Origin of the sequence: Arthrobacter sp. efr-133-TYG-104 (genome assembly GCF_030208915.1) — a bacterium.
Lineage (GTDB): Bacteria > Actinomycetota > Actinomycetes > Actinomycetales > Micrococcaceae > Arthrobacter.
The window spans coordinates 1-18,246 of record NZ_JARVTA010000037.1; the positions used below are offsets into that span (position 1 = coordinate 1).

The window sequence follows — 18,246 nt, forward strand, 5'->3', positions numbered from 1 at the left end:
ACTTTTCCGCCTGCTCCTGGAGCCCGTCCATCAGCTCAGGACCCTGGATGCCCCCTGGGAAACCAGGGAAGTTTTCGACGTCGGTGGTGTTCATCAGCGCGCCACCGGCAGTGACCGAACCGGCCAAAACCAAGGGGTTCAACCCGGCCCTGGCGGCATAGATCGCGGCCGTGTAGCCGGCAGGACCGGAGCCGATGATGATCAGTTGTTCGCTACCCACTGCGCTCATGGCGTTCCCGTTCGCTGGCCTGGCCTATCAACACCCTTCGATGCACCGAGTATAGCGGCCGCCCTCTCACGCCTTCCCTGTTTCCATGGGGTCAAAGTCGTAAGCCGCCAGCCCGTCGATGCTGACCCGGTTCTTTGCCACCCGGTACTCCGCGCTGCCTTGTGCTCCTTTGCGGCTGAAATAGGGCCCGAGGAGTTCGCGGTGGCCCTCGAAGGTCATGAGCGGCACGCCCCAGCCGCATGAATCCGAGACCCTGGTGACATCGACAACGATGACAGCGCGGGTGCCGGGTTTGTCTTCGAAGTGTGCGACAAAGGAGTCAAAGTCGGGGTCGTACCGGCTGACCACCCGCCCTTTGCCATGGAGGCGGACAATGTTCGGTGGCCCGTCGAAAGCGCAGAACATGACGGTGATGCGGCCGTTCTCGCGGAGATGGGCGATTGTCTCGCTGCCGCTGCCGGTGACGTCGAGCCAGGCGAAGGTCTTCTCATCGAGCACTGCAAAGGTGCCGGGCAAGCCCCGCGGGGATACATTGACATGGGCATCGGCGGACAGCGGCGCGGTCGCGACGAAAAAGACCACCTGCCGGTTGATGAATTTCGCTATCCGCTCGTCAATTGCACCGTGTACCTTGCCCATGAAGCTACGCTCCCATGGCTTGCAGGGACCATTCAAACACGTCTCAAAACCGCGAGACAGCCCGCTCCTCCTCGGCTCCCTTTGCCAAAGGCACAGGCCGGCGGGCCAGCTTCCCCGGCCACCAAATGCGGGCTCCGATGTCGTACGCCAACGCCGGCACCAGCAGCGATCGGACCAGCACGGTATCCAGCAGCACGCCGAACGCCACAATGAACGCCAGTTGCACCAAGAACATGATGGGGATGACTCCAAGTGCCGCGAAGGTCGCAGCCAAAACAACACCTGCCGAGGTGATGACACCGCCCGTTACCGCCAGCCCCCGCAGGATGCCGGGCCTCGTCCCATGGTTGAGGGATTCTTCCCTGACACGGCTCATCAGGAAGATGTTGTAGTCCACCCCAAGGGCCACCAGGAACACGAAGCCGAACAGCGGCACGGTGGCATCGGCACCGGAGAACTTGAACACACCGTTGAAGACCCACGCGGAGACGCCCATAGCCGCGGCATAGGACAGCACCACGGAAAGCACCAGCAACAGGGGCGCAACCACAGAGTGGAGCAGCAGCATCAGGATGAAAAAGATGACCACGAGGACGATCGGAATGATGACAGCCAAGTCATGTTGAGCCGTGGTGTTGGTGTCCAGGGCAATGGCTGTGACGCCTCCTACCAACGCCCCGGGATCCGCAACTTTGACGGCCGAACGTAGGGACTTCACGGTGTTCTCCGCTTCCACCGAGTCCGCGGCCGAGTTAAGCGTCGCGTTGATCAGGACCTTGCCATCCCGGACGGCGGGTTCGCTCGGCGCCCCGGGCGCCCCGGGCAGCGGAACGCTCCCCTCAGCCAACAGATACGCATCACCCACGCCCTGTGTGGCTTTCACTTTCTCAAGGACTTGCCCTGCTGCACTTTGCGAAGCGACCACGACGGCGGGGCTGCCGCTGCCGGCGTCGAAATGGCGCGCGAGTGCCTTTTGGCCATCAACGGCATCGGACGCGGAGAGGATGACATCGGTTTGCGGAACACCGTTGGCCTTCAACTGGAGGACGCCCGTGGCTGCAACCAGCAAGATGAGCGTCGAGGCCACCCAGACAACCCGCGGACGCTTGGAGACCAACGTAGCGACACCCCGCCACAGGCCCTTCTGCCCTTCAAGTCCGGTGACAATCTCAGGTTCGCGTTCGTCGTCGGGCAGTAGCTTGGGCCGGAAAGGCCAGAAGGCCGCACGCCCCAGCAGGGCCATCAGCGCCGGCAACAGCGTCAATGCCGCGAACAGCGCGCAGAGGATGCCGGCCGCGGCTACGGGTCCGAGCGCCTTGTTGGAGTTCAGGTCCGAGAAAAGCAAGCAGAGAAGGGCGACGATGACAGTGGCGCCCGAGGCAAGGATCGGTTCGAAGGACTTCTTCCAGGCCGTGACGACGGCGCGCGTGCGGTTGCTGGTGTGCGTGAGGGCTTCGCGGAACCTCGCCACGAACAGCAGTGCGTAGTCGGTGGCCGCGCCTATCACCAGGATGGACAAGATCCCTTGGCTCTGGCCGTTGAGCTGTATCCAGCCCATCTTGGCCATGCCGAACACCAGAAGGATGGCTGCACACAGCGCGAACATAGAGGTGAACAGAACGGCCAGGGGCAGCACCAGCGAGCGATACACCAGCAGCAGGATCACAAAAACGGCACCCAGTGCGACCAACAGCAGGATTCCATCGATGCCGCCAAAGGCGTTGACGAGGTCTGCGGTCAGCCCGGCAGGGCCAGTCACAAAGGCGTGAACCCCCGGAACGCCGGACCGCACGGTATCGCGCAGTTCCTGGACGTGGGTCCGCAACTCATTGGAGGAGGACACAGGCACGATGAACTGCACGGCTTTGCCGTCCTGCGATGGAATGGGGCCGACGACGGCGCTCCCCAGCCGGAGTGCCTGAATGCCGGCTTTCAGCTTTGCTGCTTCGCCCAATTGCGGCGGGGTAAGTGCAGCATCGCTTTCAAGAATGACCACAGCGGGGATTTCTTTGGAATCGCGGAACTTCACCTGCCAGTCCCCGGCTTCAGTGGCTTCAGCGCCCGCCGGAAGGAACGAGGCTTGGTCGTTGGAGGAGACCTCGTCCAGGCGTCCGAACGTGGGGCCCCCGACGCCCGCGATGCCCAGCCATGTGATGACCAGGACTACGGGCAGCAGCCAACGCAACCAGAAGGGGACTTTGTGCGGGTTCATGGTTCCTTCTTCATCGTGGGACGGCTGAGCTTTATTCCACCATAGATTATCTCTATCATGGAACTATTCCAAGAGCTGCTTGTGAGGGGTGGTGCCCGGATAGGGTTGTTGCGCAGTGCCGGGAGTAATATCCGGAAAGCAATATCAGGAAGACGAAAGCTCATGCAGATGGGCCATGAGCAACGCGGACAGGAGGGTACACGTGTCTGACCCGAGAGTCCCCCAGCCCGGCCCGGAACAGCCCGCCCCGCAACAGCCCAGCCCGGAACAGCCCGGAACCCAGCGCCCGGAAAACGCGGCACCACAAGAGCTGGTTCGCCTGCTCCAGGACTTCACTCTGGAAGCCAACCATTATGTGGACGCAGCGGGCGGCAAGAACGACATGCACCGAACCGATCTCAACGCCTTGGCGGTGATCATGCGTCATTCCGCCGCCGGGCACGTTGTCACGCCGGGGGTCCTACGCGCCGAACTACGGCTCAGCTCCCCGGCCACGACGGCACTTGTGGACCGGCTGCACGCCTCAGGGCACGTGGTCCGCGAGCGCCTAGGTGCCGATCGGCGCCAGGTGCAGTTGCGCATGACACCCAAGGCCTATCGGGACGGAAGCGCCATGTTCATGCCGCTGGCCGTGCGCATGGGCCAAGCCATGGCCGCGTACAGTCCCCAGGAATTGGACCTGGTTAGCCGATTCATGACGGACATGGTGGAGGCTACGTTGGCCGCTCGGCAGGAAGCCACGCACCCGGAACCCGGCTGAGCCGCGTTCCGCTCAAATCCGCATTCCAAGTTGTAGCGTTTCCCTATGAACGCTCAGCAGCCCGAAGACGTCTATACCCATGGTCACCACGAGTCGGTGGTCCGGGCCCATGCGTCCCGAACAGCCGAGAACTCTGCTGCATTCGTCATTCCCCACCTCATCGCCGGAATGTCGGTGCTCGACGTCGGATGCGGACCAGGAAGCATCACCTGCGATTTCGCCGGGTTGGTGGCACCGGGGCAGGTTGTTGGTCTGGACCGTTCGCCCGACGTCGTGGCCCAGGCAACCAAGCTGGCCGCCGAGCGGGGGGTGGGGAACGTTGAGTTCCGCACTGGCAACATCTATGACTTGGACTTCGAGGACGAGTCTTTCGACCTCGTCCACGCCCATCAGGTCCTTCAGCATTTGACCGACCCCGTGGCAGCGCTGCGTGAGATGCGGCGCGTGGCCAAACCGGGTGCAATCGTTGCCGTCCGCGACGCTGACTTCCACGGCATGAGTTGGTACCCGGAAGTTCCCGAACTGGATGAATGGATGTCGCTCTACCAAAAGATCGCCCGGCGCAACGGTGCGGAGCCCGACGCCGGTAGGCGCTTGGTTTCGTGGGCGCAGCAGGCCGGGTTTACCCAAGTGGCCCCCAGCAGCAGCAACTGGCTGTATGCCACAGCCCAGCAGCGGGCCTGGCAGTCACGGGTTTGGAGCGAGCGGGTGCTGCACTCCGCGTTCGCTGAGCAGGCGTTGGAGTATGGCTTGGCGAACGAGGCTGATCTTGCCCGGATCGCCGCCGGCTGGCACCGCTGGGGCGCTACCTCGGACGGCTACTTCCTCATCCCCAATGGCGAAGTGATCGCACGAGCCTGAGAACCACCAAAAGAAGTTCCACCCCGCATGTAGGAATGCCGCCCGCGGTTCCGACCCATGGATGAAGGCGCCCGCACCGGAGCGCCCCGACAAGGAGTTTGAGATGAAATACATGATCATGATGTTCGGATCCGCTGAAGGCATGATGGAGACGGCCAACCCTGAGTGGGTCCGGGAAATGATTGGATTCATGATCCAGATCGACAAGGACCTCACGGCCAGCGGGGAACTCGTCTTCAATGCAGGGCTCGCCGACGGGAGCACGGCCAAGCTCGTCAAGCAGACTCCGGACGGCGTTGTCACAACGGACGGCCCCTACGCCGAGTCCAAGGAATCGCTGGTGGGCTATTGGGTGGTTGATGTGGCCAGCGAGGAACGGGCGGTGGAGATCTGCTCCAGCATCGTGAAGTACTCCCAGGTTGTGGAGCTTCGCGCCATTGCCGACGGGCCGCCGGACGTCTAGGCCTTGGCTGAATCCAGGCCCGTGACTGAATCCAGGCCCATGGCTGAACCCGTCCCGGATCGACGCATCGAGGACCTGCTGCGCACTCTGGCGCCGCAGGTCCTCGGTGTGCTGCTGCGCAAGCACGGTCAGTTCGATGCCTGCGAAGATGCCGTCCAGGAGGCGCTCCTGGACGCTTCAATCCAGTGGCCTTCAGGTCTGCCGGAGAATCCGAGGGCGTGGTTGTTGACGGTCGCTTCGCGGCGCCTGGTGGATGCTTGGCGCAGCGAAAGCGCCCGGCGGACCCGCGAGGAACGCGCGGCTTCAATGGAGGTCGACCCCCACGGGCTTTACGCCCCGGAAGCGGACGACACCCTCACCCTGATGTTCCTCTGCTGCCATCCAGCATTGTCGGCACCTTCACAACTCGCCTTGACCTTGCGCGCCGTCGGAGGACTCACGACGGCGGAAATCGCCTCCGCTTTCATGGTCCCCGAAGCGACCATGGGCCAGCGCATCAGCCGCGCGAAGCAAGGGATCCAGAAGGCGGGGGCCCGGTTCCACCTGCCGCCGCCATCCGAGCGCAAGGCAAGGCTCGGCGTCGTACTTCAGGTTCTCTACTTGATTTTCAACGAAGGCTACGCTGCAAGTTCCGGCCCGTCGCTGCAGCGCGAGGACCTCACCGCGGAGGCGATCCGGTTGACCCGGCTGCTGGAGGAGGCGGCGCCGGGTGAAGGTGAGGGTGTCGGTTTGCTGGCGCTGATGCTGCTCACGGATTCCCGTCGTGCGGCACGGACGCTCGCCGATGGGACGCCGGTGCCCCTCGCTGAACAGGACCGGCGCTTGTGGAACCATGGGCAGATCGGTGAAGGCATTGCGTTGCTGACGTCGGTGTTGGGTCGGTCCGGCCCTGGGCCCTACCAAGTGCAAGCCGCCATTGCCGCAGTCCACGCAGAAGCGGACTCGGACACTGAGACTGATTGGCCCCAGATCCTCGCGCTGTACTCGGTGCTCGAAGCCATTGCTCCCAGTCCTGTGGTCACACTGAATAGGGCGGTGGCCGTTGCCAAGGTGGAAGGGCCTGCTGCTGGACTTTCAGCGTTGTCCGGCCTTGACGCCGCCTTGGGCCGAACCCACCGCCTGGACGCGGTGAGGGCGCACTTGCTGGAACTGTCCGGGTCCCCCGCCGAAGCCCGGGCTGCGTATCTGGCGGCTGCGAAAAAGACCGGAAGCTTGCAGGAGCGGCGATATCTGATGGGCAAGGTGGCCGCCTTGGACGCAGCCGGGGCTTCCTGACCCGCTTTGGCGAGCATCAAAGAAGGTCATGGCCAAGCCTTGAAGTGAGGGTGCCTCGGCAACATATAGTCGAAGGATGGAACAGCGCATACTTGGCAAGACCGGTCGATCCGTCTCTACCGTTGGGCTCGGGACCTGGCAACTGGGAGCAGACTGGGGCTCCGTCACCGAACAGGACGCGCACTCGGTGCTTGAGGCTTCGGTGGCTGCGGGTGTTACCTTCTTTGACACCGCAGATGTTTATGGCGATGGGCGCAGCGAGCAGCTCATCGGACGCTTCCTGCGCGAGAATCCAAACCTGGACTTGACTGTCGCCACCAAAATGGGTCGCCGGGTGGACCAAATCCCGGAAAATTACACACTCAGCAACTTCCGTGAGTGGACCGACCGCTCGCGCAGGAACTTGCAACAGGACACCTTGGACCTGGTCCAGTTGCATTGTCCACCCACGGCCGTTTACAGCAGGGACGAGGTGTATGACGCCCTGGACACCCTGGTCAGCGAAGGCGCCATCCGCAACTACGGCGTCAGCGTGGAGCAGACAGAGGAGGCCCTGGAAGCCATCAAGCGCGGCAACACGGCCACCGTCCAGATCATCCTCAACGCGTTCCGGCTCAAGCCCCTCGACGAGGTCCTGCCGGCCGCGAAAGAGGCCGGCGTGGGCATCATCGCGCGGGTGCCCCTGGCCTCCGGGTTGCTGTCCGGGAAGTACACGCCGGACACCGAATTCCCGGCGGACGACCACCGGAACTACAACAGGGACGGCTCAGCCTTCGACGTCGGCGAGACCTTCTCCGGCGTGGACTTCGCCACTGGCGTCAAGGCCGCGCAGGAGTTCAGCGGGTTGGTGCCCGACGGCGTCAGCACCGCCCAGGCGGCCCTCGCCTGGATCATCGCCCAGGACGGCGTCAGCACGGTCATTCCGGGAGCCCGTTCCGCCGTGCAGGCTGCCGCGAACGCCGAGGCCGGAGGGATGCAGTCAGTTGGTGCGGACCTCAGCGATGGGGTCCGGGTCCGGGACATCTACGACCGCTACTTCCGCGAAGCGGTCCACCCGCGCTGGTAGGCCGCTGCCGCCGTCGCCGTTAGCGTTGCGGTTACTGTTACCAACCGCCGCGGGTCGGGGTGTGTCCTTTGCGTGCGTCCTCGGGCATGGACATCTCGGCCCGCAGCCCCAGGAGCCGAATGGGCCGCCCGGGCTCGATCGCTGAGCTGAGGTCAAGGGCGCGGGCCAGCACATCGTCCTGATCGAACGTCGCGGGGATCTTCCGGGCATGTGTCTTGGTGAGGAAGGGGGCGTAGCGGACCTTGAGCGTCAGCCCGATCACTGGCCTGCCCTCGGCCACGACGTCCTTCAGGACCGAGGTCGTCAACTCCTTCACGGCGTCCTCCACCTGCGCAGGCTCGGTCAGATCATGCTGGAACGTGGTTTCCCGGCTGTGCCCACGGGCAACCCATGGGGTGTCATCCACAACATTTGTGCCGTCGCCGCGTCCAAGCTCGGCGTACCACGGCCCCATCTTGGGGCCGAACTCCGGCACCAAGGCGACGGGGTCGACGGCGGCCAGCTCTGCAACCGTGGTGATGCCGTGGCCGGCCAGCCTCTTGGAAATCCTGGAGCCGACGCCCCAAAGTTCGATGGTGGGTTTCTGCCCCATGACCTCGAGCCAGTTTTCCCGGGTCAGGCGGAAGACCCCGGCCGGTTTTCCGAAGTTGGTGGCAACCTTTGCCCGGACCAAGGTGTCACCGATTCCCACACTGCAATGCAAGCGGGTTCTTTCCAGAACCGCCGCCTGGATCTGCCGGGCATACGCCTCGGGGTCCTCGGTCACCACGCCCACAAAAGCTTCGTCCCAGCCCAACACCTGGACCGTGGCACCGGGCTGCTCACGCAGGGCCATCATGACATTTTCCGACGCCTCCAAATACGCCTCGTGGTCAACGGGCAGGATGACGGCGTCGGGAACTTTCCGGGCGGCGATGCGCAGCGGCATCCCTGAACCGACTCCGAAAGCCCTGGCTTCATAGGAAGCCGTGGACACCACGGCACGTTCCGTCGGGTCTCCCCTGCCACCGACAATGATTGGCTTTCCTGCCAGTTCAGGCCTCCGCAGCACCTCCACCGCGGCGATGAACTGGTCGAGATCTACATGCAGTACCCATGGGATTCCGCTCACGTCACCAGTCTGCCTTACGCGCTGGCCGGTGGCTCCGGCATAAGCTGGGATGGTGCAATTTTCTCTCTGGCTGGCCCTCGTCGGCGCCGGCGCCCTGATCAGTTTCACGCCCGGAGCCGGTGCCATCTTCACCATGAGCAACTCGCTCAACTCGGGGTTCCGCCGCTCCATTTTCGGCATTCTGGGACAACAAGTGGCGCTGGTCATCCACATAGTCATCGTGGCTTTGGGCGTGGGCGTGCTGGTGTCCAACTCCCCGCTGATCTTCAACATCATCCGCTATGCCGGCGCGGCGTACTTGGTGTATCTGGGCATCCGGCAGTTCCTCCACAAACCGGACCTCGACAAAGAGGAAGTCGCCAACAAGAAGAACGAGCCGGCGTTGTCCATGTTCCAACGCGGCATTTGGGTGAACCTGCTGAACCCAAAAGCGATTGTGTTCTTCCTGGCGTTCATGCCCCAGTTCATTCGTCCGGACCAGCCGCTTGTTCAGCAATACGTTGTGCTCACGGCCACGGTCCTGGCGATCGACATTATGGTCATGTGGTTCTTCTTCGCCATGGCAGCGCGCTCATTCCAGCGCTTCACCCACGACCAGCACGGCCAGAAGGTCCTGAACCGCCTGTTCGGTTGCCTCTTCGTCCTGGTGGGAATCCTGCTCGCGGCGATCCACTAGGTCACGCGCCAGAAGTACGGGTAGACCCCCGCACCACCAACGAGCTCTCCAACGTGACGTGGGGCTCTTCAAGTTCGAGCCCTTCCATGAGCCCCCGCAGTTGCTCCCCCGCCTTGCGGCCCAGCGGGGTGGCAGGCAGGTGGACGCTGGTCAAGCTTGGGTTGCTGGTGGCCGAATACGGCAGGTCGTCGAAACCCGCCACGGCCAATTCTTCGGGAATGCGCACACCTTCAACGCGCGCTTCCTGCAGCACCCCGTAGGCGTGCGTGTCCGTGCCACATACGACGGCGGTCACCCCGTCGCGCTTCCAGCCCGGCCACGCTTGGGCAAAGGCACCGGCGGCAGCACCGACGTCGATCGCTGTGCTGATGACGTGGGCCGCATCAACCGCGAGCCCGCAGGCTTGGGCCTCTTCCAGGAAGGCTTCCCGCCGCAGCTCGAAGGTGGCCGTGCCTGTGATTCCGTCAACGTACGCGGCGCGCTTGTGGCCCGAGGACGCCAGGTGCCTGGCCAGCTCGCGGGCTCCTTGGGCGACGTCGAGGTTCACCGAAGGCGCATAGGAATCCATCCCGGGGGCGTCCAGCAGCACCAGCGGGCCGGCTGCGTGCAGCTCCTCAAGGAACTCGGCGCTGGGGGCGCCCAGCAGCAACCCGGCCGGCCGCAGTGCCAAGAGCTTCCGGACATCATCCGCTTGGGGTGACTCCCCTGCGTCGGTCACTGACAGCAGCAGCTGGTACTGCGAGCCAAGGGATTCCCGGACTCCGCTAATGACATTGGCAAAGAACGGGTTGGACACGTCCGGCGTCACCAGGATGACGATGGAGCTCACGCCCTTGGCGAGGGAACTGCCAATGCCGTCCACCACGTAGCCCAGCTCCGTGATGGCCGTGCGGACCTTGGAAATGTTGTCCTCCGAGACCCGGCCTTGGGTTTTGCCGTTGGCCACCAAGGAAACGGTGGCTGTGGACACGCCGGCACGTGCAGCAACCATCGCCGCCGTCACGCGGGGCGCTCTGGCGTTGCGAAGGTCCAGGGTATCCATGCATCGATCGTAGCCGGGTTCCCGGCACCAAGAATGGCACAGTGCATCAAGCGTTTGACGTGGACAAACGTTAAGCGTTTGACGTGTGCCCTGCGCGGGTGCCAGAATTCCTTCGAATGCTTGAAGCCCTCATCTGGCAACGACAAGCCAAGCCCCAATGACGTGGAGAGAAACGTGGAACCCAACACCATGACATCCGCAGCCAAGAAGATCATTCTTGACTGCGACCCCGGCCATGACGATGCGGTGGCACTGCTGCTTGCGCACGGCAACCCGGACATCGAATTGCTCGCCGTGACAACCGTGGTGGGAAACCAGACCCTGGAAAAGGTAACCCGCAACGCCTTGACCGTGGGCACCATCGCAGGCATCACCGGCGTCCCGTTCGCCGCTGGCTGCGCCCGTCCCCTGGTCCGAACCATCGAAACTGCGCCCAGCATCCACGGCGACTCCGGCATGGATGGCCCGGAGCAGCCCGAGTCCGCCATCGAGCTGGACCCGCGCCACGCCGTCGACCTCATCATTGAAACCGTCATGGCGCATGAGCCGGGCACGGTCACACTGGTTCCCACAGCGGGCCTGACCAACATTGCGATGGCTGCCCGCAAGGAACCGCGCATTGTGGAACGAGTCAAGGAAGTGGTCCTCATGGGCGGCGGCTACCACGTGGGCAACTGGAGCGCCGTCGCGGAGTTCAACATCATCATCGATCCCGAGGCCGCCCACATCGTCTTCAACGAGAAATGGCCCGTGGTGATGGTGGGCCTTGACCTGACCCACCAGGCACTGGCCACGGACGAGGTAGTGGACCGCATTGCAGCGATCGGCACCAAGCCTGCCAAGTTCGTCCTGGAGCTGATGGAATTCTTCAAGAAGACCTACAAGGACGCGCAGGGCTTCGACTTCCCGCCCGTCCACGATCCCTGTGCGGTGGCCTACGTGATCGACCCCACCGTGATGACCACCCGCAGGGTCCCCGTGGACATCGAGCTCCAGGGCAAACTCACGCTCGGCATGACCGTGGCCGATTTCCGCGCACCCGCGCCCGAGGACTGCCACACCTCGGTTGCCGTGGACCTGGACCACACCAAGTTCTGGGACCTGGTCACCGACGCAATCGCCAGGATTGGCGAACCAACGCTCGACGGCGGCGCTGACGCCGGCTCCGTCGCAGAATCCGTCCTCACAGGAGAGGCCAACTAATGCCCCCGCTCGTCACCGAAACCAAATCCTCCCGCAGCAACGTCACCGCACTCATGGTTGCCCTGCTGGCAGCCTGTGTCGCGTTCCAGCTCAACGCCTCCATGCTCAGCCCGGCCCTGGTCACCATGGGCAACGAACTCCACACGGACCAAGCCACCATTGGCCTGTCTCAGACATGGTTCTTCACCGCCGCGGCGCTCTTCTCCCTCTTCCTCCCCCGGCTCAGCGACATTGTTGGCCGCAAGAAAATCCTCGTCGGCATGATGATCCTCATGGCCGTTGGATCGGTCATCGCAGCCCTTGCCCCGGATGTCACGTGGCTCTTCGTGGGCCGCATCATCCAAGGCGTCAGTGGCCCCACGGTTCCGCTGTGCCTGATCATGCTGCGCTCATCGGTGACCAACCCCCGCAAATACGGCACTTTGATGGGCCTCATCACAGCGGTCAACGGGGGAGTGGCCGGTGTGGACTCCTTCGTCGGTGGCTACTTCGCCGAGAACTTCGGCTTCCGCAGCATCTTCTGGCTCATGGTCGTCCTGGCCGTCGTGGCTACCGCCCTGGTTGCCCTGTTGGCCGGCGAAAGCAAGCCCGCGGCAGGAACCTCCATGGACTGGCTGGGCGTGTTCTGCATCGTCATCGCGGTAGGTGCGTTGTTGACGGCGCTGAATGAGGGCTCCAAGCTGGCCACCGCGTTCGACGCCGGAACGTTGACCCTCGCTATCGGCCTGACCGTGATTGCCGCCGTCGCCTTCTTCGCTTTCTGGACGGTCGAAAAGCGCGCCAAGCAGCCCATGGTGGAGACCGTCCATCTGCGCCAACGCGCAACCTGGGCGCCGCTGTTGACCACCACTCTCACCATGACCGGCATCTTCGCGGTCATCAACGGCATCGTCCCTGCATACGTGCAGGCGGCGAATCCCGGCTTCGGTGTTGGCCCCACCGAAATGTCACTGATGATCCTCACCCCGTATGCGCTCCTCGGCTGGGTATTCGGCCCGATCAGTGGCCGGCTGGCTCCCGTCCTTGGCTACACCAAGGTGTTGCGGATCGGCATGCTGGGCAGCTTGGTGGCACTGGCCGTCATCGCGTTCTTCGGCCTCAACAGCCTGCCCATGATGATCGTGGGGACGGCGTTGCTGGGAATCATGTATGCCGGCACAGTCAACATCATGCTCAACGGCCTCGGCGTGGTCCTCTCCCCGAAAGGCAACCCGGGATTCCTGCCCGGAATGAACGCCGGCGCCTTCAACCTGGGCGCAGGGCTCAGCTTCCTGGTCCTGCCTGCTGTCCTGGTGGCCACGTCCTCCATGGGTGATCCCAAAGCGTCCTACCTGACGGTTGTGGTGGTGGGCCTTGTCATCACCGTCGGTGCGCTGGCAGCGTCCTTGCTCATCCCCAAGCCGGTGGAAGCCGAGGTCACGGACTCCTCGACCACAGAGGTGAGCGCATGAGCACCGAAACGGGCGCGCCCAAGGCGGGCGTCGTCGTCGTCGGCTCCCTGAATGCCGACCTCACCATCTACTGCGAGCGCCTCCCGCAACCGGGAGAGACCATCCACGGGAGCGGCTTCGCAGTGAACCCCGGCGGCAAGAGCGCTAACCAGGCCGTCGCTGCCAGCAAGCTCGGCGCCCGGGTCAGCCTGATCGGCGCCGTGGGCGATGACCCCAACGGCACCATGCTGCTGGAATCAACGGCGGGCTCCGGCGTCGACGTCTCCCGCGTCCGTCGCGCCGATGCTGCCACCGGCGTCGCCGTCATCTCGGTGGACGCGAGCGGAGAGAACAGCATCATCATCTCTGCCGGCGCCAACGGGACCCTGGCGCCGTCCGACGTCGAGGCGGCGTCCGGGGCTTTCGCCGACGCCGCCGTGGTGTGCCTGTGTTTGGAGGTGGGGATCGATACCGTGTTCGCCGCGGCCCAGGCAGGGCACGACGCCGGAACCACCGTCCTGCTCAACCTCTCGCCGTACGCTGAGGTGCCGGAGGTCCTGGCCGAGCTGACCGACGTGTTGCTGGTCAACGCGCATGAGGCCTCGATGTTCCTGGGATCCGAAGCAACCATTCCCGATCCCGGGTCCGGCGCAGAGGCATGGGAAATGGTTCAGAGCCGTTTTGCCGAGCGCGGGCTGCACCGCGTGCTGGTGACACTCGGCGCCAAGGGTTCGATGGTGCTCGACGCCCCGGCTGAAGCCGGGGGCCGGATCACCCGCATCGCACCGACCCCAGTGTCCGCAGTGGACACCACGGGTGCCGGCGACGCCTTTACCGGCGCCGTCGCCGCGCGACTGGCGGCCGGTGATTCCCTGGCGGATGCGGCTGCGTTTGCCTCCGTGGCGGCAGCATTGGCCGCCACCAAAAAGGGCACGCAGGCCGCGTATCCCACCACCGCCGACGTCGAGGAGCTACGGGGCGCCTAGCCCGGCGTTCCCAGCGTGACAATTTTGACAAACAATTTGACAAGATCATGGCGAGGTTGTGAAGTGGCCCCCTAGCCAAGAGGGGGTGCCGTCCACCATGCTTGCTGAATGTACTCAACGCCGAGCCCATACCGCATCATTACGGTCTGCACAGGAAACATCTGCCGCTCGCCCATGGCAGCGCTCATGCTGAGTGAAGCTTTTGACGCGGAAGGGCTCAGCGAGCTTGTACTGGTGGACTCCGCAGGGACCACAGGATACGAGGTGGGGCACCCCATTGACCCCCGTGCGGCGCGGGTCCTGACAGCCCATAACATCCCGTCAGAGAACCACACTGCGCGGAAATGGCGGCAGGAATGGTTCACCGAAAGGGACCTGATCCTGGCGCTGGACGTGGACCATTTCGGCTGGCTCCAACAGGGTGCACCGGGCCCCGAATCGCTGAACAAGGTCCGGATGCTGAGGAGCTTCGACCCGGCCATGGCCGGCCGCAGCTCACTCGACCTCGGCATTGAAGACCCTTGGTACGGCGGCCACACAGACTTCGACACCACGTGGAAGCTCATCCATGCGGCCGTCCCGGGCATTGTGGAGCATGTGAAAGCTGCACTTGGCCTGTCCGCTGCACAGGAGACAGCCCGACGGGGCGGGGAACCTCAGCAGGTAACCTCTATGTCATGACCCCAAAACCTGTGATCATTGCTGTGGACGGGCGGTCCGGCGCAGGGAAGACCACGTTGGCCGTTGAATTGGCGGCCCGGTTGAGGGAGCACCACAAGGTCTCGCTGTTCCATCTGGAGGATATTTATCCCGGCTGGAACGGCCTCGCCGCCGGGATCGACCGGTACGTCGCCACCGTCCTCGCACCGCTAAGCCAAGGACTGGCAGCTGAGTGGACCAGTTGGGATTGGGAAAGACATTACGACGGCGCCACGAACGTCACGCTTCCCGCTGAGGTGGTGATCGTGGAAGGTGTTGGCGCGGCCGCCCACTCCGCGCGCCCCTTGCTGGATGCGGTGGTGTGGGTCGAATCCCCGAGCGAGGACCGCCGCCGTCGGGCTCTCTCACGCGACGGGAGCACCTACGAACCGCACTGGGACGGCTGGGCTGCCCAGGAAGAGGAGTGGCTGCGATCCGATGCTGTGATCGATGCCGCAGACGTCCGTGTGGAGAATCCCGCGAACGGGAGCGCCCCCGCCGACGTGCTGCGGGCCTTGATGTACCTGCCGTCCATGGCCGCGACGATCTCGCCCGAGCTCGGTGCCCGGGAGGGGCTGCAGCTCCGAGCGGAGCGGATCGCCGCCGCACCGGACGCTGCATTGCTGTTCGAGGCCCTTTACGACCGCTCCACCAACGCCGTCTGGCTCGATTCCTCCAACGCATCGGCCTTGCCTGAGTCCCCGCAAGCGGCCGCGCGGAGCCGGTTCAGTATCCTGGCGGACGACGCCGGGATGTTCGGACAGTCGGTCCTCCACCGCGCAGGCGCTACGCAAGTGACAGCGGGCTCCGCAACGGTCAGGACCACCGGCCCCTTTTTCCGTTGGCTCGATTCGGTGTGGGGGCGCCACGCCGTGCGGGCACCCAGGGGTTACGACGGGCAGTTCACGCTCGGCTGGCTCGGCTATCTGGGCTACGAACTCAAACGGGAAACCGGCGGCAATGATGTATCCTCGCCAACTCCGGACGCTGCCCTCCTTTTCGCTGGACGGGCTGTTGTGGTGGACCACCGCGAACGGACGGTGTGGTTGCTCGCCTTGGACGCTCCCGACGCCGATCCTTGGCTGCGTGAGGCCCGCGCCGCCGTCGAGGTTGCTGCTGGCGGGGCTGCCGCCGTCGGGGCTGCCGCCGTCGGGGCTGCCGCCGTCGACCGTTCCCAGCGCACTGTGCCCGAGTTCGTCAGCCGGGACTCCTCCACGGACTACAAACGCAAAATCGCAGCAGCGCAGCACCGTATCAGCGAGGGCGACACGTATGAAGTTTGCCTGACCACCACCCTGGAAGCGCCCGCCGGGGACCTCGATTCCTGGCACAGCTACCTGGACCTTCGACGCCGGAACCCGGCCCCGTTTGGCAGTTACCTTCGGTTCGGCGAGCTGGCGGTCGCCAGCACCTCACCGGAGCGTTTCCTCCGGGTCCATTCCGACGGCGGCATGCGTGCCGAACCAATTAAGGGAACCCGGGGCCGTTCAGCCGACAGTGCCGAGGACGCCGCGCTGAAGCACCAACTGGAAACGTCGTTGAAGGACCGCGCTGAAAACATCATGATCGTGGACTTGCTGCGCAACGATCTCAGCCACTTCGCAGTTCCCGGTTCGGTCTCCGTCAGCCGGCTTTGCGCGATCGAAACCTACGCCACCGTCCACCAGATGGTGAGCACCGTAGATGCACATCTGCGGCCCGGCGCTCCGCGGGCAGAGGCCGTGGCGGCGGCCTTTCCCGCCGGCTCCATGACCGGCGCCCCGAAGATCAGCACCATGGACATCCTGGACGGACTTGAGGACGGTCCGCGCGGCATCTACTCAGGAGCGATCGGCTACTTTTCGTTGAACGCCGCCACTGATCTGGCCGTCGTGATCCGGACTTTGGTCATCCACCCCGACGGCGACGGCGGCCGCACGCTGAGCCTCGGCGTTGGCGGGGCCATAACAGCGGATTCGACGGCGGACGACGAGTACGAAGAGATCCGGACCAAGGCCTTCGGTGTTCTCTCGACCTTGGGCGCCGTTTTCCCGGATTGAGCGGAAAGGCCTGAGCCGTGCTGCCTGTGGGGTGCCGATTACTGGAGCGTCGCGGTCAACCGGGCCACGTTATCCACATACTTGGCCAAGGCGGGCCGGTCCATCCAGTCATCCAGCATAAGCTCACGGGACACCTCCCGGTACGTGGACTCCACTGACCGCATGAGGTTCACGGTCTCGGCGCCCAACAGCATCACCGAGACCTCCATGTTCAAGGAAAAGGAGCGCATATCCATGTTGCTGGAACCCAGGACAGCCACTTCGTCGTCGATGGTGAAGTGCTTGGCGTGGAGAACGTACGGTGCCCGGTACAAGTAGATGCGGACGCCGGCTTCAAGCAACGCCTCGTAATAGGAGCGCTGGGCGTGGTGGACCAGGAATTGGTCGCCCTTTTCGGAGACGAAGAGCTCCACGTCCACCCCGCGCTGGGCTGCGGTCGTGATGGCATACAGCAGGGAATCATCCGGGACAAAGTACGGGCTGCAGATGGAAATCCTGTGCTGCGCGGAATAGATCAAGGTGTTGAACAGTCGCAAGTTGTTTTCCGTGGCGAACCCCGGGCCGCTGGGAACCACTTGGGCCGTGACGTTCCCGGGTGGTGGTGGCTGCGTGGGCAGGCGCAATTGGTCTTCCAGGGACTCGTCGGTTTCGCTCAGCCAGTCGGTGGCGAAGACAACGTTGAGGGTGGAAACGATCGGCCCCTCCAGCCGGGACATGAGCTCAACCCATTTCCGGCCAACCTTCCGGTGCTTCGGGTTGTTATAGGAGGGCTCGATAAGGTTTTGCGATCCTGTGAAGGCAATCTCGCCATCGATCACCATGATCTTGCGGTGGTTCCGCAAGTCGGGCCTGCGCCATTGACCATGGATGGGCAGAAGCGGGAGCATTCGCTTCCACTGCACCTGGCTTGCCCTGAGGCGACGGATCAAGCGGCGGTAACCCTTGATGCGGAGCGTTCCGATGTGGTCGAAGAGGAGCCTGACGGTCACTCCCCTGTCCGCGGCCTTTTCCAATTCCGTCAGGAGATCGTTGGTCAGGAAGTCGCTGCTCATGATGTAGAACTCGGCGTTGACGTAGTTCTTGGCGCCCTTGATGGCCTCCGTCATGGCTTTGATGGATTCCTCGTAGCCCGGAATGAGTTCCACCTTGTTGCCGTCAACCATGGGCAGCGAGCCGAGCCTCCGGTTCAGCTCCCCCGCGGACGTCACCCATTCGGGGCCCGCGTACTCGCTCCCGGCTTCGGCCAGCCCATCCGTGACGGCCCTGACCCGGCGGTTGACATCTTCCTGCTGTTGACGCCTGCGCTTGGACAGCCGGAAGTTGCCGAAGAGGAGGAATAAAATAAAGCCCACTGAGGGCACCAAAAAGACCGTCAACAACCATGCCATAGCGGTGGTCGGGCGACGGTTGCCGGGGATGACCCCCAAAAGTACGATGCGGAGTCCGACTTCCACGATGGCCCACACGGTGAGCAGCCAAGTCCACTCCTGGCCGAACGGAAAAGGAAACAGCACGCGACAACCCCTACGATCCATGAACAACGGTGACCACAGCC

At 63.9% G+C, this 18,246-nt stretch carries 17 protein-coding genes; 11 read left to right on the forward strand and 6 right to left on the reverse strand.

Annotated elements, in window-relative coordinates; genetic code table 11:
- From QRN04_RS17770 to QRN04_RS17780, 3 genes are all read right to left on the reverse strand, one after another.
- The coding region (locus tag QRN04_RS17770) for an NAD(P)/FAD-dependent oxidoreductase (RefSeq protein ID WP_284977387.1) at positions 1–220 on the reverse strand (220 nt) is incomplete at its 3' end.
- A 75-nt stretch (positions 221–295) separates the two neighbouring features.
- Positions 296–868, reverse strand: a complete 573-nt coding sequence (locus QRN04_RS17775) for a pyridoxamine 5'-phosphate oxidase family protein (RefSeq protein WP_284977351.1) — start codon at positions 866–868, stop codon at positions 296–298.
- Positions 869–911: 43 nt separating this feature from the next.
- Positions 912–3,080, reverse strand: coding sequence for an MMPL family transporter (locus QRN04_RS17780; protein ID WP_284977352.1), 2,169 nt, complete (start codon positions 3,078–3,080; stop codon positions 912–914).
- 202 nt (positions 3,081–3,282) lie between these two features.
- Between QRN04_RS17780 and QRN04_RS17785 the strand changes: the two genes are divergently transcribed.
- The 5 genes from QRN04_RS17785 (at position 3,283) to QRN04_RS17805 (ending at position 7,505) form a co-directional block, all read left to right on the forward strand.
- On the forward strand, positions 3,283–3,840 hold the full coding sequence (locus QRN04_RS17785) for a MarR family winged helix-turn-helix transcriptional regulator (RefSeq protein WP_502868825.1): 558 nt from the start codon (positions 3,283–3,285) through the stop codon (positions 3,838–3,840).
- A 45-nt stretch (positions 3,841–3,885) separates the two neighbouring features.
- Positions 3,886–4,701, forward strand: coding sequence for a methyltransferase domain-containing protein (locus QRN04_RS17790; RefSeq protein WP_284977353.1), 816 nt, complete (start codon positions 3,886–3,888; stop codon positions 4,699–4,701).
- 103 nt (positions 4,702–4,804) lie between these two features.
- Positions 4,805–5,164, forward strand: coding sequence for a YciI family protein (locus QRN04_RS17795; RefSeq protein WP_284977354.1), 360 nt, complete (start codon positions 4,805–4,807; stop codon positions 5,162–5,164).
- 39 nt (positions 5,165–5,203) lie between these two features.
- The gene (locus tag QRN04_RS17800) at positions 5,204–6,439 is read left to right on the forward strand and encodes an RNA polymerase sigma factor (RefSeq protein ID WP_284977355.1); all 1,236 of its coding nucleotides are present in this window, start codon (positions 5,204–5,206) and stop codon (positions 6,437–6,439) included.
- A gap of 76 nt (positions 6,440–6,515) precedes the next feature.
- Positions 6,516–7,505, forward strand: coding sequence for an aldo/keto reductase (locus QRN04_RS17805; protein WP_284977356.1), 990 nt, complete (start codon positions 6,516–6,518; stop codon positions 7,503–7,505).
- Positions 7,506–7,542: 37 nt separating this feature from the next.
- On the opposite strand, the gene QRN04_RS17810 is transcribed toward QRN04_RS17805, so the two are convergent.
- Positions 7,543–8,616, reverse strand: coding sequence for a DNA polymerase IV (locus QRN04_RS17810; RefSeq protein ID WP_284977357.1), 1,074 nt, complete (start codon positions 8,614–8,616; stop codon positions 7,543–7,545).
- 49 nt (positions 8,617–8,665) lie between these two features.
- Here QRN04_RS17810 and QRN04_RS17815 point away from each other — a divergent pair, with 49 nt between their 5' ends.
- The gene (locus tag QRN04_RS17815; protein ID WP_284977358.1) at positions 8,666–9,292 is read left to right on the forward strand and encodes a LysE family transporter; all 627 of its coding nucleotides are present in this window, start codon (positions 8,666–8,668) and stop codon (positions 9,290–9,292) included.
- Between the two features lies 1 nt (position 9,293).
- On the opposite strand, the gene QRN04_RS17820 is transcribed toward QRN04_RS17815, so the two are convergent.
- Positions 9,294–10,334 (reverse strand): LacI family DNA-binding transcriptional regulator, encoded by a 1,041-nt coding sequence (locus tag QRN04_RS17820; protein ID WP_284977359.1) that lies wholly within the window; start codon positions 10,332–10,334, stop codon positions 9,294–9,296.
- Between the two features lie 189 nt (positions 10,335–10,523).
- Here QRN04_RS17820 and uriH point away from each other — a divergent pair, with 189 nt between their 5' ends.
- From uriH to pabB, 5 genes are all read left to right on the forward strand, one after another.
- Entirely contained in the window at positions 10,524–11,537 is a 1,014-nt protein-coding gene (gene uriH, locus QRN04_RS17825) for a uridine-preferring nucleoside hydrolase UriH (RefSeq protein ID WP_284977389.1), read from the forward strand.
- Positions 11,537–12,988: a uridine transporter UriT gene (gene uriT / locus QRN04_RS17830; RefSeq protein WP_284977360.1), complete on the forward strand. Its 1,452-nt coding sequence runs from the start codon at positions 11,537–11,539 to the stop codon at positions 12,986–12,988. Before uriH ends, uriT begins: the two co-directional genes overlap by 1 nt.
- Positions 12,985–13,953: a ribokinase gene (locus tag QRN04_RS17835; protein WP_284977361.1), complete on the forward strand. Its 969-nt coding sequence runs from the start codon at positions 12,985–12,987 to the stop codon at positions 13,951–13,953. Before uriT ends, QRN04_RS17835 begins: the two co-directional genes overlap by 4 nt.
- A 108-nt stretch (positions 13,954–14,061) precedes the next feature.
- A complete protein-coding gene (locus tag QRN04_RS17840) occupies positions 14,062–14,634 on the forward strand; it encodes a low molecular weight protein-tyrosine-phosphatase (protein WP_284977362.1) in 573 nt (190 codons plus the stop codon).
- Positions 14,631–16,691, forward strand: coding sequence for an aminodeoxychorismate synthase component I (gene pabB, locus QRN04_RS17845; RefSeq protein ID WP_284977363.1), 2,061 nt, complete (start codon positions 14,631–14,633; stop codon positions 16,689–16,691). Before QRN04_RS17840 ends, pabB begins: the two co-directional genes overlap by 4 nt.
- A 38-nt stretch (positions 16,692–16,729) precedes the next feature.
- Here pabB and cls read toward each other — a convergent pair whose 3' ends face one another.
- The gene (gene cls / locus QRN04_RS17850; RefSeq protein ID WP_284977364.1) at positions 16,730–18,205 is read right to left on the reverse strand and encodes a cardiolipin synthase; all 1,476 of its coding nucleotides are present in this window, start codon (positions 18,203–18,205) and stop codon (positions 16,730–16,732) included.
- Positions 18,206–18,246: the final 41 nt, after the last annotated feature.

Excerpts from the sequence above, each read along its gene's own strand:
- QRN04_RS17800 (WP_284977355.1), top strand. The coding sequence starts at position 5,204 with ATGGCTGAACCCGTCCCGGATCGACGCATCGAGGACCTGCTGCGCACT.
- QRN04_RS17840 (WP_284977362.1), top strand. The coding sequence starts at position 14,062 with ATGTACTCAACGCCGAGCCCATACCGCATCATTACGGTCTGCACAGGA.
- pabB (WP_284977363.1), top strand. The coding sequence starts at position 14,631 with ATGACCCCAAAACCTGTGATCATTGCTGTGGACGGGCGGTCCGGCGCA.
- QRN04_RS17805 (WP_284977356.1), top strand. The coding sequence starts at position 6,516 with ATGGAACAGCGCATACTTGGCAAGACCGGTCGATCCGTCTCTACCGTT.
- QRN04_RS17790 (WP_284977353.1), top strand. The coding sequence starts at position 3,886 with ATGAACGCTCAGCAGCCCGAAGACGTCTATACCCATGGTCACCACGAG.
- uriH (WP_284977389.1), top strand. The coding sequence starts at position 10,524 with ATGACATCCGCAGCCAAGAAGATCATTCTTGACTGCGACCCCGGCCAT.
- uriT (WP_284977360.1), top strand. The coding sequence starts at position 11,537 with ATGCCCCCGCTCGTCACCGAAACCAAATCCTCCCGCAGCAACGTCACC.
- QRN04_RS17815 (WP_284977358.1), top strand. The coding sequence starts at position 8,666 with ATGGTGCAATTTTCTCTCTGGCTGGCCCTCGTCGGCGCCGGCGCCCTG.
- QRN04_RS17795 (WP_284977354.1), top strand. The coding sequence starts at position 4,805 with ATGAAATACATGATCATGATGTTCGGATCCGCTGAAGGCATGATGGAG.
- QRN04_RS17775 (WP_284977351.1), bottom strand. The coding sequence starts at position 868 with ATGGGCAAGGTACACGGTGCAATTGACGAGCGGATAGCGAAATTCATC.
- QRN04_RS17835 (WP_284977361.1), top strand. The coding sequence starts at position 12,985 with ATGAGCACCGAAACGGGCGCGCCCAAGGCGGGCGTCGTCGTCGTCGGC.
- QRN04_RS17780 (WP_284977352.1), bottom strand. The coding sequence starts at position 3,080 with ATGAACCCGCACAAAGTCCCCTTCTGGTTGCGTTGGCTGCTGCCCGTA.
- QRN04_RS17820 (WP_284977359.1), bottom strand. The coding sequence starts at position 10,334 with ATGGATACCCTGGACCTTCGCAACGCCAGAGCGCCCCGCGTGACGGCG.